This window comes from Enterobacter sp. FW301-JW81 (assembly GCF_058788735.1).
Map to the genome: position 1 here is coordinate 235,764 of NZ_JBYTBA010000006.1, position 16,264 is coordinate 252,027.

Consider the following 16,264-nt stretch of genomic DNA (forward strand, 5'->3'; position numbering starts at 1 on the left):
CGCCATGAAATTGAAACAAAACAGGCTCTGCATGCTGGCTGTCTGCTCGCTTCTGCTTTCGCATAAATCGGGTGCGGTATCGTTTGATACTTCCCTGCTTGCTGGCGCATCCGGCGAGTCCGATCTGTCACGTTTTTACGAAAACAACGCCATGCCTGCCGGCCCGCAGGAGATGGATATTTACGTCAACGGGGACTGGAAGGGACGCTACACGGTGACCTATGGCGAACAGCGTGATGACGTTCGCCTTGCATGGAAAGATGCCCTGATGCTGGGGATCAACACCAAAGCGATTCCGGCGCCCGCCATTGCTCAGGGACAGGTGCAACTGCACGATCTCGTTCAGGGTGGCGAGGTGAAAACGGATACCGGCACCCTGAGCCTGGCGCTCACCGTGCCGCAGGCGGCCGTGCTGCACACGGAAGAGGGCTACGTTGCGCCTCAGTTCTGGGATGAAGGGATCCCGGCGCTCATGCTCTCCTGGAACACCACCTGGTACAACACGCGGACGAAAGGCTCAGCGAAAGAGACCAACGACGATTTTTACGCCGGGCTGGATTCCGGTGCCAACCTGCTGGGCTGGCAGTTTCGCGACAGCAGCACCTGGCGCAAATCCGCAAGCGGCGACAGCAGCTGGCAAAACAATACCCGCTACCTGCGTCGCCCGCTGGCGGCGCTGAAATCTAACCTGACGCTGGGCGACTTTTATATTCCGGGCGATCTGTTTGATTCCCTGCGCGTGCGCGGCGTCTCGCTGGCGTCAGATATCAAAATGCGTCCCAACTCGCAGCAAGGCTTTTCGCCGGTGGTGCACGGGGTGGCGCGCACCAACGCCCTGGTAAAAGTGATCCAGAACGGCAACGTCATCTATCAGGAAAACGTTCCGCCGGGCCAGTTTACCCTCGACAGCATTCAGCCGACCGGATCGGCCGGTGATCTGCTGGTGGTCGTGCGCGAAGCTGACGGTTCACAGCAATCCTTCACGGTGCCCTTCTCTGCCGTGCCCGGCATGCTCAAAGAGGGCGTGAGCGAGTACAGCATGATCGCGGGTAAAGTGCATCAGAACACCGTCGAGGCGGAACCGGCCTTCCTGCAGGCCACGCTGCGCTATGGCTTTAATAACCTGATAACCGGGTATACCGGTACGATCGTGAGCGACAATTATCAGGCCGGGCTTATCGGCACCGGCTGGAATTTGCCGTTCGGCGCGGTCTCCGTGGACGTCACCCATGCCAAGACGACGCTGCAGGACAGAACCGACAGCGGCCAAAGCTTTCGCGTGTCGTACAGTAAGTTTATCGATACGACGGCCACCAACTTCACGCTGGCGGCCTACCGCTATTCCACAAAAGGCTATTACAGCTTTAGCGACGCGCTCTACTCCCGCGAAGGGTATCAGCGCCTGAAAGCGCAGTATGACGACTATAAGGATCGCTTCGGGGTCGCCCCGGAGATGACGATGAGCACCTGGGATGCCCTGCGCGCCGCGCAGCCTAAAAATACCTTCACCCTTAACCTGAACCAGCGTCTGCTCAATAACTGGGGCACGGTGTTTATCTCCGGCACGCAGCGCGACTACTGGAACGCCACGCAAACCTCGCGCGAATATCAGGCAGGCTACTCCAACGCCATCGGCCGGGCCAGCTACACCGTCTCCGCCAGCCGGGTGCGCAACAGCGAGCGTGAAGAGGAGACGCGTTTTTACCTCTCCCTCAGCCTGCCGTTCTCAGCGTTTGATAACAACGCGTGGATCACCTCCAGCCTGACGGCCAGCGACTCGCATTATGAGCAGAGCAATATCAGCATAAGCGGCAACGCGCTGGAGTCGAACCGCCTGAGCTATACGCTCTCCGGCAGCAATGCCCGGGGCGGGAACAACACGGCCAGCGTGAATACCGCATACCGTTCGAACTTCGCCACGCTGGGGGGTTCATACAGCGAGTCCTCCGACTACCGCCAGACCGGGCTGAACGGGCGCGGCAGCCTGGTCGCCGTGCCGTGGCATCTGCTTGCCTCGAACGAAACCGGCACCACCATGACGATTGTCGATGCCCCTAAGGCGGAAGGACTGATGGTCAACGGAGATGAAAGTATCGTGACCAACCGTGACGGCGTGGCGCTGGTCCCTTACGCCACGCCGTACCGTAAAAACGCCATTACCCTGTCCGAAACGGCGAACAGCCGTGGGGCAGAAGTGCGCGGCAACATCGCTAACGTCGCCCCGTACGATGGCGCGGTGAATTACATCCGCTTCGACACCGACCAGCGCCAGTCCTGGATGCTTCGCGCCACCCGTCCAGACGGGGCGCCGCTGCCGTTTGGTACCGAAGTGCTGAACGAGCGCGGTGAGTCGGTGGGGTATGTCGGCCAGGCCAGCGTGCTCTACATCCGCGCGGAAGAGCCGCCACGCGCGCTTAACGTCCACCTGCGTGACGGAAACTGCAATATCGCCGCACCGGCGTGGGGGCTGGAAAGCCCGCCTTCTGTTTGCCATAACTAACGGAACATCAACATGATACGGTTACTGACCTTTCTGTTTCTCGCCTGCGTCAGCGGGGCAAGCTATGCCACCTGCTCCGGGGGCAGCATTTCCTATGGCCCGCCAATCAGCGTCGACCTGTCGGATAAGCTCACGCCGGCCACGCCAACCTGGACCGGAAGCTTCACCACCCAGTACAGCGGGTCGTTCAACTGCTCAACCGGCAACAGCGAGTTTTCCTATACGCCGATCCTCTCGACCGACAGTAACTACGCCACCATTCTGGGCTTCAGCAACAATAAATATATGGTGCGGGCGGAGATCACCAGCACGCATCCCAACAAGACGCTGGCCGCCAGCGGTAACCATACGGCTTCTGAGCTGAATACCCCTTTCACCGTGCGCTTTACGCTGGTAAACCAGAGCGGCACCACGCTTACGGGCGACACGGCGACCATGAGCGACGTGCTGTTCGTCAGCGATATGAGCGGCATGTCGCTGTGGGAGATCATTACCTGGCCGATAAACCAGCTGGTGAAAATTGTGCAGTGGCTGTTTAACGGCTTTAAGTGGCCATACGATAACCGCGACATGTTTGGTCAGCCGATGACCATCAAATATGCGCCGAAGCTGACGACCTGCTCGTTTGACAACGCGGGGCTGACGGTGACGCTGCCTACGCTGGGCATTCCCCAGCTTAGCGCCTCTTCTCAGCCAGGGCTGACCCCCTTCACGCTTAACATGAGCTGCCAGAACCTGAGCGCGAACGGCAGTTCTGACCGGGCCATCGAGATGTTCCTCTCCAGCAATCAACTGCTCTCCACCGACAGCTCGGTGCTAGTTGATACCAGCAGCAGCGCCGCGCAGGGCGTTGGCCTGCGGCTGATTCAGCGGAACAACCCGCAGCTGCCGGTTGTTTTCTCAACCTCCACCACCAGCCGTGGTAACGCCACGCTGCTGTTTAGCGTGGCGGCGGGCGGGGCACTGAACAAGACCTTCACCCTGCCGATGGCGGCGTCGTACTATGTCTGGGCGCCGGGGAAGGTCACCCAGGGCAAGCTGAATACCTCGGCCACGCTGAATATTATCTATCCGTAATACGCAGTCCGGGACATCATCGCTTAGTTCCCGATTTTCCCCGCCATCTGCAGGTACCTGATCAGTTCACTGTGGTTGGCGAGGTTGAGCTTCTTCATCGCATTGTGCTTTTGGGTGGCGATGGTACTGGCAGAGCGGCTTCGCAGCTGGGCAATTTCCGTCACCGTGTAGCCTTCCACAATAAGATGAAGAACCTCCCATTCCCGGGCGGAAAGCACCGAGCGCGATCGCGCGCCGGCGCGCATCATCCCCTTCAAAAAGGATGAGATCCGCGGCTTAACGTCCTCTGTCGTCAGCAGCGCCCGTAATTCCGTTTTCAGCTCCCCGGGCTCGTCCTGCAGAGAAAGCGTCAGCTCGTACTTCATCTCCAGCACTTTTTTTAATAACCCGTACTGTAATTCCGGAACAAAAAGCACGCGCTTTACGTTATGCGTATGACACAACATATTAAGCCTGTTACTGGTTTGCACTCCCCAGGCGTTATGATTAAACAGATAGCTGAACTCGGTTATCACCATATCGACCTGGCGATCGATAATCGCATCAAAGAGCTGCTCTGTTGATTCAACTATCGATATGCGCAGGGAATATTCAGGCAGTAATTTCTGCAGCGCATCGCTTATCATCTCCTGCAGAATATTGACCCGATAAAACACAATAACCCTGACGGTTAATTCAGAATAAATCATATTATTTCATTGTTAACGCGAATAAAGGAGAGAGATAGTAATTTAATAAAACCACGCTCACAACTTATTCCCGCCAGGATTTTAACGCCTGGTCCGATAAAAATCCGCAACGGGGGAAAACAATAGCCTGAGGTAAGGATTTCCTGGACAGAAAGAGGCATAACCCACGCAAAAACTGGCCTGCGCGGCCATTCCGAACCAGACCAAATCTTAACTTTCGTTATTTTTCAGCATAAAAACCTGTTTGCAATATTATAAGAAGATTAAACATATTGGTTCTGACATTAAAATATTTTTTGAATTTTATTTCCCTCTAATAAAAAACATCCTCTTTACTCGATATGTTCCTCTGGCATACCTTTTACGCATCATCCCACCACCAATTAACGGGTGACCACTCCATTCGAATGACCGTTTTGCTTACAGGGACCTGGTGCTTAGCTAAAGGAGAATGACCATGAAAGAAAAAATATATGTGGCCGTTGTTGATAGTTGCGAGTTCACAATGATTGGACTGCAATATCTTGGTAACCGCGAACCTGACGAGCATCGGGATGTTATTTTCCATGGGTTTAGCAATATTGAAGATTTTCTTCTCAGCGAACGGACGTGGGATATCGTAATTTACGATCCGCTGAATACCGGAAGCTTTGTGATTACGCCAAATGAAGACATCCTGCGCATGAAAGAAATACAGCCTGATGCGAGGATCTATATCTACTCGTTATCCGCCGGTTTCCTGAAGTTTAAGCATGTGGATGGCGTCATCAATAAGCGCGTTTCGCTGGGGGACATCAAGGCGATGTGGCAAATCCTGATGAGCCAGACACCAAAGGCGTTAAACCATTACAACGTAAGCATTACGACGCGACAGCGCCCTGCAAGGCTCTCTAATGAGGAAGCCAGCGTGCTTCGGGGCTACTCATGTAACCTGAAAACCAAGCAAATTGCCCGCCAGCTGGGCTGCAACGTCAGGCTGGTCTATTTCTACAAAAACAACGCCATGAATAAGCTCAAGGCCGTCCGGGGCCCCTCGTTCTATCAGAGCATTCGCTGGATCTTGAATTAACTTCCCGACCGTGTGTCGTTTGCCTTTGTTCCCGTGTCCGCGGGAACCTTTTTTTCTCAGGGTCTCGTCATGTACACCGTTCTACCCTCTCCCATGCTGCATACCATTACGGGGCTGCGGTTTCAGCCTTTAGTGGATTTTCATTCCGGCCAGGCCGTGGCGCATGAGGTTCTTGTGGAGATCCACAACGTCAATCTGGAGGTGTTCTTCGCTTCGCTGCCCGCCCGCTGTGCGCTGCAAATCTTTTTCTGGCAGGCAAACACGCTGTTACGGAGGCCGGACAAAGGCCAGTACTGGCTAAATTTTCCGGCCGATCGGCTGCTTGACCCCAAAGCCATCGAGCTGTTACTGGCCCTACGCCATCAGCAGCGCTTAACGATTGAGATTCAGGACCCGCTAACCCTGACCCGCATGAGTACCGCGGAGCAACGCGACATCCACAAAAACCTGCACCGGCTTAAGGCGGCGGGCTGGAAAATCTGGCTGGACGACCTGACGTACGAGCTGGCCGACGACTATGCGCGACTTGCCCTGCCGGTTGACGGCATCAAGCTTGACCGCTCAGAGCTCAACGCCGCTGCCCGGTTTGACGCATTCGTTCACTTCGTCAGAGATAACATTGCCAGAGCTGTCGTGGTTGAAGGGATTGAAACCGCGCAGGATTTACAGCGAGCCCGCGCGTCGGGAGCCCGGTTCGGCCAGGGTTTTCTCTGGCCGGAAAGCCGGATAGACGCCAGCGTGACGGCGTAAAGACCGGTGGCTTTACCAGCCCGGTACCGCCCCGCCGTTAAAAATCGTTTCAGCCGCTTTTGCCACTTCAGGCGACTGATAGGACTGGATAAATTCCTTCACGTTCTCCGCGTCTTTGTTGTCTTCGCGCGTGACCACAATGTTCACGTACGGGGAGTTTTTGTCTTCAATAAAGACGCTGTCATGCACCGGCGACAGCCCGGTTTGCTGAATATAGGTGGTGCTGATAATGGCGACATCCACTTTCGGGTCATCCAGCACGCGCGGCAGCTGCGCCCCTTCCAGCTCCATAATCTTCAGATTTTTAGGGTTTACGGTAATATCCAGCGCCGTCGGCAGCAGACCGACGTCCGGCTTCAGGGTAATCAGCTTCTCTTTTTGCAGCAGCAGCAGCGCGCGACCGAGGTTGGTTGGGTCGTTAGGAATGGCAATGGTCGCCCCGTCCTTCAGGTCGGACACGGATTTGATTTTGCGGGAATAGCCGGCCATCGGAAAGACGAAGGTGTTCGCCACGGCCACCAGCTTGTAGTTATGCGCCTTGTTATCTTCTGCGAGGAACGGGCGATGCTGGAAGACGTTGGCATCCAGCTCCCCCTGGTTGGTGGCATCGTTGGGCAGCAGCGAACCGCTGAACCCCACCAGCTCCACGTCGAGGCCATATTCCTCTTTTGCCACTTTTTTAGCAACTTCCGCCACGTCCTGTTCAGCGCCATTGATGACGCCGACTTTAATGTGTTTGGCATCGCTGCCACTTTGATCGCATCCTGCCAGCAGCAGACCCGCGAGAACCAGAGCACCCAATCGACGTTTCACAAGACAGTTCCTTTTGATAAATGATGTAGTGACTATATCGACAACGAGACGCTGAAATAAAAACCGAAAAAGAATCAATAAGAAGGATAAGTTATATGCGGTCTGTTGCCGGGTGGCGCTGCGCTTACCCGGCCTGCGCGCGGAGGTGTTACAGGCCCGGTAAGCAAAGCGCCACCGGGCGATGGGCATCACGCCTGCCGGCGCAGCGGCGCCTCGCGTAAAAACCACGACAGCGCAAACGCCAGCACCATAATACCTGCCGCCAGCAGGAACACCGCATGAATGGCCGAGCCGAACGCATCAAGGTAGTCCAGCCTCAGGGCGTCAGGCAGATGATGAATGGCGGTCGGGTTCAGCTCGCGCGGCAGCTCTGCCCCTTCAGGCAACCTGTCCATCAGCCCCGCCTGAAGAACATGGGTGAACACCGCGCCAAACAGCGCAACACCGATCGCCCCGCCGATGGAGCGGAACAGCGTGACGCCAGAGGTCGCCACCCCGTATTGCTCGGCAGAGACGCTGTTCTGTACCGCCAGCACCAGCACCTGCATCACCAGACCCAGCCCCATGCCCAGCACGCTGGTAAACAGATACAGCTGCCAGGTTGGGGAGGTGAGCGAAATGCGCGTCAGTAAAAACATCCCCACCACGCCGAGCAGGGTGCCGAGGATCGGGAACAGGCGATATCTCCCGGTATGGCTAATAATGCGCCCGCTGATAATCGAGGTCAGCAGCAGCCCGCCCATCAGCGGTATGAGCTGCAAACCGGCCTGCGTTGGCGTGGCGTCTTTCACCACCTGCAAATACAGCGGCAGGAAGGTCACCGAGCCAAACAGCGACATGCCGATGATAAAGCCAATCAGGCTGCAGAGCAGGAAGCTACGGTCGCGGAACAGCGACAGCGGAATAATCGGCTCCCACGCCAGCCGCTCCTCGTAGATAAACCCGGCAATGCCCGTCAGGCCAAAGGCCAGAATGCACCACAGCTGTGGGTCGCTCCATTGACGAACGGTCCCGCCTTCGGTGGTGAACAGGATGATGCAAAGCAGCGCCATGCTGAGGTAAATGGCCCCCAGATAGTCAATCTCATGCTTGCTGCGCCGCGCGCTGCCGTGAAATACCGCGCCGATGACCAGCAGCGCAAACAGCCCCAGCGGCAGGTTGATGTAGAAAATCCAGCGCCAGGAGGCGTGCTGGACGATAAACCCGCCGATCAGCGGCCCGATGACCGTCGCCAGCCCAAACACGCCGCCAAACAGCCCCTGATAGCGCCCGCGATCGGCTGGCGGGATCACGTCCGCCACGGCGGCCATGCTGATCACCATCAGGCCGCCGCCGCCCAGCCCCTGCAGGGCACGCATCAGCACCAGCTGAGTCATGTTTTGCGCCAGCCCGCACAGCGCCGAGCCCACAAGGAACAGCACAATGGCAATTTGCAGGACGATTTTACGCCCAAACAGATCGCCAAACTTTCCGTACAGCGGCACCACGATGGTGGAACTGAGGATGTAGGCCGTGACCACCCAGGAGAGTTTATCCAGGCCGCCCAGTTCGCCGACAATGGTCGGCAGCGCCGTGGAGACAATTGTTTGATCCAGCGCGGAGAGCAGCATCACCAGCAGCAGCGCGCTGAACAGCAGCTTGATCGACGGCGCTTTCTGCGCGGGTTGAGCCATTACGTCGGACTCCATAAGACATTACTTGAAATTAATTAATCGTATAATTAATATTTGTGGAAGTGATGAATAAGATCAAGAGATACTGTGGCCATGCCAGCACAAAAGGACAATTCTGAACCGCGCCGTCCGGGCCGCCCTCGCGGCGGTAAGCGCGCCACCGCCAGCCGCGAAGAGCTGCTGGACATCGCGCTGACCCTTTTTTCCCGTCAGGGGATCGCCAACACGTCGTTAAATGCGATAGCCAAAGAGGCGGACGTGACCCCCGCAATGCTGCACTACTACTTCAACTCCCGGGAGCAGCTGCTGGATGCGATGATTGAGGAGCGTTTCCTGCCGTTACGCGAGAGGATCGGAACGATTTTCGCCGATAACCAGGATTCTCCGGTCAACGCCCTGACGGAAATGGTTAAGGTGCTGGCCGAGCTGGCGGAACAGCATCACTGGTTTGCGCCGCTGTGGATGCAGGAGGTGATTGGCGAAATGCCGGTACTGCGCACCCACCTGCAGGCGCGGTTTGGTGATGAGAAGTATCAGGCGACGCTCGCTACCCTCAAAGGCTGGCAGCAGGAAGGGAAGCTGAATCAGGCGCTGGCACCCGAGCTGCTGTTTACGACCTTGCTGAGCCTGGTGCTGGTCCCGTTCTCACGCATGCGTAATGACGAGAGGCTGAAAGCCCTCTCGCCAGATGTTGTCGTGCGTCATGCGCTCGCGGTGATTGGCAGCGGGATCGGCGGCTAGAGCGCCTTCGCCAGATAGTGTCTCTGCATACCCGCATAGGGGTAATCCTGGAGGGACATCTGCAGCTGGTAGCCCTGTTTTTCGTAGAACGGACGCGCCTGGAAGCTGACGGTATCCACCAGCGCGTGCTTGCAGCCTTTACGTCTGGCTTCCTCTTCGGCCGCTTTGATGAGCTGGCTGCCCACGCCGGTGCCCCGCACGGTGTCGCTCACCCAGAGAAAATCAATATTCAGCCAGTCGCCTTTCCGCACGCCGATCAAGCCGCCCAGCATGACGCCTTTTTCGTCTCGTACGTACACCCCCATATCGCCGCTAAAGGTCGCCAGATCTAAAAACCGCGCGTTATACGCTCTCAGTCCCGTTAATAACTCTTCTTTTTCTGCGGGTGTAACATTATCTGTTATGCTCAGGTGCATATTTCTCTCCTTATTTTCCACGCAATCTGAATATCTCACAGCTTAACCTTCATAAAAACTCCTTATTTCCTCCATTGTTTAAACGAGGAAATATTCATTCAATATGTAAATAAAAAAAGCCTTTCCAAAAGGCACCCAAAACGTATAATGAGAACGATCATTCTCACTTTTAAACGGTAGCCGACGATGAGCACAAAGCTGGAAGAACGACAAAAACTGCGCCAGGACGAGATCGTCACCGCCGCGCGCCGCTGCTTTCGCGCCAGCGGATTTCATGCTGCCAGCATGTCGCAGATCGCCAGCGAGGCGAAGCTCAGCGTCGGGCAAATTTACCGTTATTTCAGCAACAAAGATGCCATTATTGAAGAGATGATCCGCCGCATCATCGACTCGCGCATCGAGGAGATGCAGGGTAAAACGCTGGTGGAGGGGATGCCGCAGGCCCTCGCCTGGCGACAGACGCTTAACGAAGACGACGATGCGCTGATGCTCGAAATGTCCGCCGAGGCCACGCGTAACCCTCAGGTTGCCGCCATGCTGACAGAAGCCGAATCACGTATGTTCGCCAACGCCTGTGCGCACCTGAAAAAACAGTTTCCCCACCTGAGCGATGAGCATATTCGCTGCTGCGTGGAGATTACCGCCGTGATGATTGAAGGCACCATTTATCGTCGGTTTACGCCATTAAAAGTACCCTCAGAAAAATTAGAGCCCATTTATCAGGATATTTTAAATATGCTTTTCTCTGCGAAGTAATCGCATATGAATAATTAGCGGGAATAAGTCATTCCCCATTTTTACATTTCTGGCTCAGCCAGAGATGCGGTATCGCTGTGCCTTTAAATAGCCCTCCTCCCCGTTAAGCCATTAACAGGGCAGGCATCGTTCACCCTGGAAAAAGATTATGAAAACCATAACAACCTCCATCGCAGCATTATTCCTCCTGACAGGGTGCGATAATGCGCAAACATCTGCTCCCCAGCATCCCCTTCCGGAAGTGGGGATTGTCACGCTCATGAGCCAGCCGGTTTCCGTCGTCAGTGAACTGACTGGCCGCACCACCGCCACGATGAGCGCCGAAGTGCGTCCACAGGTGGGCGGCATTATCCAGAAGCGGCTCTTCACCGAAGGCGATACGGTGAAAGCCGGACAGGCGCTGTATCAAATCGATCCCTCCAGCTACCGCGCCGCGTTTGATGAAGCCGCCGCGGCGCTTAAGCAGGCCCAGGCGCTGGTCGAGGCCGACTGCCAGAAGGCCCGGCGCTATGCGCAGCTGGTGAAAGACGACGGCGTGTCGCGCCAGGATGCAGAGGACGCGAAGTCCACCTGCGCACAGGACAAGGCCAGCGTCGAGTCAAAGAAGGCCGCGCAGGAGAGTGCGCGCATTAACCTCAACTGGACCACCGTCACCGCGCCGATTGCCGGACGCATCGGCATCTCCTCCGTCACGCCCGGCGCGCTGGTGACTGCCCAGCAGGACACCGCGCTCGCCACCATTCGCGGGCTCGACAGCATGTACGTCGATCTCACGCGTTCCAGCGCCGATCTGCTGCGGTTACGCAAGCAAACCCTTGCCTCGAACAGCGATACGCTAAGCGTGTCGTTAATTCTCGAAGACGGCAGCACCTACGGTGAAAAAGGCCGCCTGGCATTAACCGAAGTCGCGGTCGATGAATCAACCGGCTCCGTCACGCTGCGCGCCGTCTTCCCGAACCCGCAGCATCAGCTTCTGCCCGGCATGTTTGTCCGCGCCAGAGTGGATGAGGGCATCATGGATGACGCGATCCTCGCGCCACAGCAGGGCATCACCCGCGATGCCAAAGGCACGGCCACCGCGCTGGTGGTGAACGCCAGCAACAAGGTGGAGCAGCGTCAGCTCGAAACGGGTGACACCTACGGCGACAAATGGCTGGTGCTGAGCGGCCTGAAGGCGGGCGATAAGCTGATTGTGGAAGGCACTGACAAAGTGACCGCCGGGCAGGAAGTGAAAGCCGAAGAGATGAAAGCCAGCGGAGGAAACGCCTGATGTTTTCCCGTTTCTTCGTGCGTCGCCCGGTGTTTGCCTGGGTGATCGCCATCCTGATCATGCTCGCCGGAATGCTGGCCATCCGCACGCTGCCGGTCGCGCAGTACCCGGACGTCGCCCCGCCGTCGATCAAGATCTCCGCCACCTACACCGGTGCCTCCGCGCAGACGCTGGAAAACAGCGTGACGCAGGTGATCGAGCAGCAGCTCACCGGGCTGGATAACCTGCTCTACTTCACCTCCACCAGCAGTTCGGACGGGTCGGTAAGCATCAACGTCACCTTCGAGCAGGGCACCGACCCTGACACCGCGCAGGTGCAGGTGCAGAACAAAGTCCAGCAGGCGGAATCGCGCCTGCCCACCGAGGTGCAGCAGACCGGCATTACCGTCGAGAAATCGCAGAGCAACTTCCTGCTGATCATGGGCGTGTACGATAAAACCGACACCGCCAGCAGCTCGGATATCGCCGACTGGCTGGTGAGCAATATGCAGGACCCGCTGGCGCGCGTGGAGGGCGTTGGCAGCCTGCAGGTGTTCGGGGCGGAATACGCGATGCGCATCTGGCTCGACCCGGCGAAGCTGGCCTCTTACTCGCTGATGCCTTCCGACGTGCAGAGCGCGATCGAGGCGCAGAACGTGCAGGTTTCCGCCGGTAAAATCGGCGCGCTGCCCTCGTCAAACGCCCAGCAGCTGACCGCCACCGTCCGCGCCCAGTCGCGCCTGCAGACGGTGGATCAGTTTAAAAACATCATCGTGAAGAGCCAGTCCAGCGGCGCGGTAGTGCACATCAGCGACGTCGCCCGCGTGGAGATGGGCAGCGAAGATTATACCGCCACCGCGAAGCTGAACGGCCACCCGGCGGCGGGCATGGCAGTCATGCTCTCGCCGGGTGCGAACGCGCTCAACACTGCGACGGCGGTAAAAGACAAGATTGCTGAGTTCAAAAAGTCGATGCCGGAAGGCTACGACGTGGCCTACCCGAAGGACAGCACCGAGTTCATCAAGATCTCGGTTGAGGACGTGATTCAGACCCTGTTCGAAGCCATTATCCTCGTGGTGGTGGTGATGTACCTGTTCCTGCAAAACATCCGCGCGACGCTGATCCCGGCGCTGGCGGTACCTGTTGTTCTGCTGGGCACCTTCGGCGTGCTGGCGCTGTTCGGCTATTCCATTAACACCCTGACGCTGTTTGCGATGGTGCTGGCGATTGGGCTTTTGGTGGATGACGCCATCGTGGTGGTGGAAAACGTCGAGCGTATTATGCGCGACGAAGGCCTGCCCGCCCGGGAAGCGACCGAAAAATCGATGAGCGAAATCTCCGGCGCGCTGATCGCCATTGCGCTGGTGCTTTCTGCCGTATTCCTGCCGATGGCCTTCTTCGGCGGCTCCACCGGGGTGATTTACCGTCAGTTCTCGGTCACCATTATCTCCGCGATGCTGCTCTCCGTGGTGGTGGCCTTGGCCCTGACGCCCGCGCTCTGCGGCTCAATTCTGAGCCACACGGCTCCGCACAAGAAAGGTTTCTTCGGCGCGTTTAACCGCTTCTACAGCAGGACCGAGCATGGCTATCAGAACAAGGTGCTGCGTGCCCTGCGCCGCTCCGGCGGCATGCTGGTCATCTACGCCCTGCTCTGTGGCGCGATGGGGTTTGCCATGCTGAAGCTGCCGGGCAGCTTCCTGCCAACGGAAGACCAGGGCGAAATCATGGTGCAGTACACCCTGCCAGCCGGCGCGACGACGGTGCGTACCGCCGAAGTCAGCCGCCAGGTGCGCGAGTGGTTCCTCACCAAAGAGAAAGCCAACACCAACGTGATCTTTACCATTGAAGGCTTCAGCTTCAGCGGCAGCGGCCAGAACGCCGGGATGGCGTTTGTCTCCCTGAAAAACTGGTCCGAACGTAAGGGCGACGAAAACACCGCTCAGGCCATCGCCCTGCGCGCCACGCAGGAGCTGAGCACCATCCGCGATGCCACCATCTTTGCCATGACGCCGCCTGCGGTGGACGGTCTGGGCCAGAGCAACGGCTTTACCTTTGAGCTGATGGCCAGCGGCGGCACCGACCGCGACACGCTGCTGAAGATGCGTAACCAGCTGATTGGCAAAGCTAATCAGGATGCCTCGCTGCACGCGGTGCGCGCCAACGATCTGCCGCAGATGCCGCAGCTTCAGGTGGATATCGATAACAACAAGGCTGTGTCGCTGGGGCTCACCCTGAGCGACGTCACCGATACCCTCTCCAGCGCCTGGGGCGGCACCTACGTGAACGACTTTATCGATCGCGGTCGCGTGAAGAAGGTCTATATCCAGGGCGACAGCGACGCTCGCGCCGTGCCGTCCGATCTCAACAAATGGTATGTGCGCGGCAGCGATAGCACCATGACGCCGTTCTCCGCCTTCGCCACCACCCGCTGGGAGTATGGCCCGGAAAGCCTGGTGCGCTACAACGGCTCGGCGGCGTATGAAATTCAGGGCGAGAACGCCAGCGGCGCCAGCTCCGGTACGGCGATGAGCACAATGGAACAGCTGGCGAATAACCTGCCGTCCGGCAGCACCTGGGCGTGGAGCGGTTTGTCGTTGCAGGAAAAACTGGCGAGCGGCCAGGCAATGAGCCTCTATGCCCTCTCGATCCTGGTGGTGTTCCTGTGTCTGGCGGCGCTGTATGAGAGCTGGTCGGTGCCGATTTCCGTCATTCTGGTGATCCCGCTTGGGGTGCTGGGTGCGGCGCTTGCCGCCTCCCTGCGCGGCCTGAGCAATGACGTCTACTTCCAGGTGGCGCTGCTGACCACCATCGGCCTGTCGTCGAAGAACGCCATTTTGATTGTTGAATTTGCCGAGGCAAAAGTCGCCGAAGGCTACTCCCTGACGCGTGCGGCGATGCGTGCCGCTCAGACGCGTCTGCGCCCCATCATCATGACCTCGCTGGCGTTTATCGCAGGCGTGACGCCGCTGGCAATCGCCACCGGGGCAGGTGCCAACAGCCGCGTGGCGATCGGTACCGGCATTATCGGTGGAACGCTCGCCGCCACGCTGCTGGCGATCTTCTTCGTTCCCTTATTCTTCGTACTGGTGAAACGTCTGTTCTCCGGTAAGCACTCCAACCGGAGGTCATAATGTTTCGTGTATCTATTTTAGCGTTAGCCCTGCTGAGCGCAGGCTGCGTGTCGTTAGACCCCACTTATCAGCGCCCGGATGCCCCCGTCCCGGCAACCTTGCCCGGCGCACACGGCGAAGCCACCGCCGTGGTGAGCCAGTGGCAGCAGGTGATGAACGACGTCCGGCTGAAAAGCGTAGTGACGATGGCGCTGAGCAGCAACCGCGACGTGCAAAAAGCGATTGCGGATATCGACGCCGCCCGCGCCCAGTACGGCGAAACGCGCTCGTCCCTGTTCCCGACGGTGGACGCGGAGCTGAGCCACACCCGCAGCCGCACGCTAGCAAGCGGCGTCGCGACAAGCGATGAGGCCAACGGTGCGGTCTCGAGCTTCGAGCTGGATCTGTTTGGCCGCAACCAGAGCCTCTCCCGCGCCGCGCGTGAAACCTGGCTTGCCAGCGAATTCACCGCGCAGAATACGCGCCTGACGATGGTCAGCGAGCTGACCACCGCCTGGGTGACGCTGGCGGCGGATAACAGCAACCTGGCGCTGGCGAAATCGACGATGGAGAGCGCGGCGAACTCGCTCAAGATTGTGAAGCGCCAGCAGGACGTCGGCGTGGCGGCGGCGACGGACGTCAGTGAAGCGATGGCGGTTTACCAGCAGGCGCGCGCCAGCGTGGCGAGCTACCAGACGCTGGTGATGCAGGACAAAAACGCCCTTAATCTGCTGGCGGGCGATACGGTGCCGGACAACCTGCTGCCCGGCACGCTGGAGAGCCTGAGCGATAATGCCATCACGCTGATCCCGGCGGGCGTCAGCTCCAGCGCGCTGCTGCGTCGCCCGGATATTCAGGAGGCCGAGCATAACCTGCTGAGCGCCAACGCCAACATCGGCGCGGCGCGCGCCAACTTCTTCCCGACCATCTCGCTCACCGCCAGCGCGGGCGTCGGCAGCGATTCGCTCTCCTCCCTGTTCAGCCACGGGATGAAGGTCTGGTCGTTTGCACCGTCCATCACCCTGCCGCTGTTTAGCGGCGGGAACAACCTGGCCCAGCTGCGCTACGCGGAAGCGGAGAAGAAGGGACTGATTGCCACCTACGAGAAAGCCATCCAGAGCGCGTTCAAGGACGTGGCCGACGCGCTGGCGCGGCGTGAAACCCTGAGCGAGCAGCTGGATGCCCAGCGCGAATACGTGGCGGCCGAGCAAAAAACGCTGGACGTGGCGACCCGCAGCTATCAGGCGGGCGCGGGGGATTATCTGACGGTCCTGACCGCGCAGCGGTCGCTGTGGTCGGCGCAGTCGTCGCTAATCGCGTTACAACAAACCGACCTGGAAAACCGCATCACCCTGTGGCAGTCGCTCGGGGGCGGTATTCAGTAACGCTTGCGGGGCAATCCTGAAGCGCGGTGAAGAGAA

13 protein-coding genes are annotated in these 16,264 nt (G+C 58.3%); 9 read left to right on the forward strand and 4 right to left on the reverse strand.

What is annotated here, in order from left to right:
* The first annotated feature begins 4 nt into the window (after positions 1 to 4).
* Both AC3WOK_RS19085 and AC3WOK_RS19090 read left to right on the forward strand, forming a co-directional pair.
* A complete protein-coding gene (locus tag AC3WOK_RS19085; protein ID WP_063430913.1) occupies positions 5 to 2,500 on the forward strand; it encodes a fimbria/pilus outer membrane usher protein in 2,496 nt (831 codons plus the stop codon).
* A 12-nt stretch (positions 2,501 to 2,512) separates the two neighbouring features.
* Entirely contained in the window at positions 2,513 to 3,577 is a 1,065-nt protein-coding gene (locus AC3WOK_RS19090) for a fimbrial protein (protein ID WP_047347476.1), read from the forward strand.
* A gap of 23 nt (positions 3,578 to 3,600) precedes the next feature.
* Here the strand turns inward: AC3WOK_RS19090 and AC3WOK_RS19095 are convergent, their stop codons facing one another.
* A complete protein-coding gene (locus tag AC3WOK_RS19095; RefSeq protein WP_072250558.1) occupies positions 3,601 to 4,266 on the reverse strand; it encodes a LuxR C-terminal-related transcriptional regulator in 666 nt (221 codons plus the stop codon).
* Between the two features lie 457 nt (positions 4,267 to 4,723).
* Here AC3WOK_RS19095 and AC3WOK_RS19100 point away from each other — a divergent pair, with 457 nt between their 5' ends.
* The gene (locus AC3WOK_RS19100) at positions 4,724 to 5,335 is read left to right on the forward strand and encodes a helix-turn-helix transcriptional regulator (RefSeq protein WP_072250557.1); all 612 of its coding nucleotides are present in this window, start codon (positions 4,724 to 4,726) and stop codon (positions 5,333 to 5,335) included.
* 69 nt (positions 5,336 to 5,404) lie between these two features.
* Entirely contained in the window at positions 5,405 to 6,085 is a 681-nt protein-coding gene (locus tag AC3WOK_RS19105) for an EAL domain-containing protein (RefSeq protein ID WP_447854877.1), read from the forward strand.
* Positions 6,086 to 6,097: 12 nt separating this feature from the next.
* Here AC3WOK_RS19105 and nlpA read toward each other — a convergent pair whose 3' ends face one another.
* Positions 6,098 to 6,898, reverse strand: a complete 801-nt coding sequence (gene nlpA / locus AC3WOK_RS19110) for a lipoprotein NlpA (protein ID WP_063957959.1) — start codon at positions 6,896 to 6,898, stop codon at positions 6,098 to 6,100.
* A gap of 188 nt (positions 6,899 to 7,086) precedes the next feature.
* Positions 7,087 to 8,571 carry an MDR family MFS transporter gene (locus tag AC3WOK_RS19115; protein WP_447854876.1) on the reverse strand — a complete coding sequence of 495 codons (1,485 nt, stop codon included), beginning with the start codon at positions 8,569 to 8,571 and terminating at the stop codon, positions 7,087 to 7,089.
* A 93-nt stretch (positions 8,572 to 8,664) separates the two neighbouring features.
* On the opposite strand from AC3WOK_RS19115, the gene AC3WOK_RS19120 reads away from it, so the two are divergent.
* The gene (locus tag AC3WOK_RS19120; RefSeq protein WP_447854875.1) at positions 8,665 to 9,312 is read left to right on the forward strand and encodes a TetR/AcrR family transcriptional regulator; all 648 of its coding nucleotides are present in this window, start codon (positions 8,665 to 8,667) and stop codon (positions 9,310 to 9,312) included.
* Here the strand turns inward: AC3WOK_RS19120 and AC3WOK_RS19125 are convergent.
* Positions 9,309 to 9,728: a GNAT family N-acetyltransferase gene (locus tag AC3WOK_RS19125; protein WP_447854874.1), complete on the reverse strand. Its 420-nt coding sequence runs from the start codon at positions 9,726 to 9,728 to the stop codon at positions 9,309 to 9,311. The two genes, AC3WOK_RS19120 and AC3WOK_RS19125, sit on opposite strands and share 4 nt — an antisense overlap.
* Before the next feature lie 186 nt (positions 9,729 to 9,914).
* On the opposite strand from AC3WOK_RS19125, the gene AC3WOK_RS19130 reads away from it, so the two are divergent.
* The 4 genes from AC3WOK_RS19130 (at position 9,915) to AC3WOK_RS19145 (ending at position 16,228) form a co-directional block, all read left to right on the forward strand.
* Positions 9,915 to 10,484, forward strand: coding sequence for a TetR/AcrR family transcriptional regulator (locus tag AC3WOK_RS19130; protein WP_059310278.1), 570 nt, complete (start codon positions 9,915 to 9,917; stop codon positions 10,482 to 10,484).
* Positions 10,485 to 10,632: 148 nt separating this feature from the next.
* Complete coding sequence (locus AC3WOK_RS19135; RefSeq protein WP_492354973.1) at positions 10,633 to 11,754, forward strand: efflux RND transporter periplasmic adaptor subunit; 1,122 nt, start codon at positions 10,633 to 10,635, stop codon at positions 11,752 to 11,754.
* Positions 11,754 to 14,864, forward strand: a complete 3,111-nt coding sequence (locus AC3WOK_RS19140) for an efflux RND transporter permease subunit (RefSeq protein ID WP_492354974.1) — start codon at positions 11,754 to 11,756, stop codon at positions 14,862 to 14,864. The genes AC3WOK_RS19135 and AC3WOK_RS19140 overlap by 1 nt, the downstream gene beginning before the upstream one ends.
* Entirely contained in the window at positions 14,864 to 16,228 is a 1,365-nt protein-coding gene (locus tag AC3WOK_RS19145) for an efflux transporter outer membrane subunit (protein ID WP_492354975.1), read from the forward strand. Before AC3WOK_RS19140 ends, AC3WOK_RS19145 begins: the two co-directional genes overlap by 1 nt.
* Positions 16,229 to 16,264 lie beyond the last annotated feature (36 nt).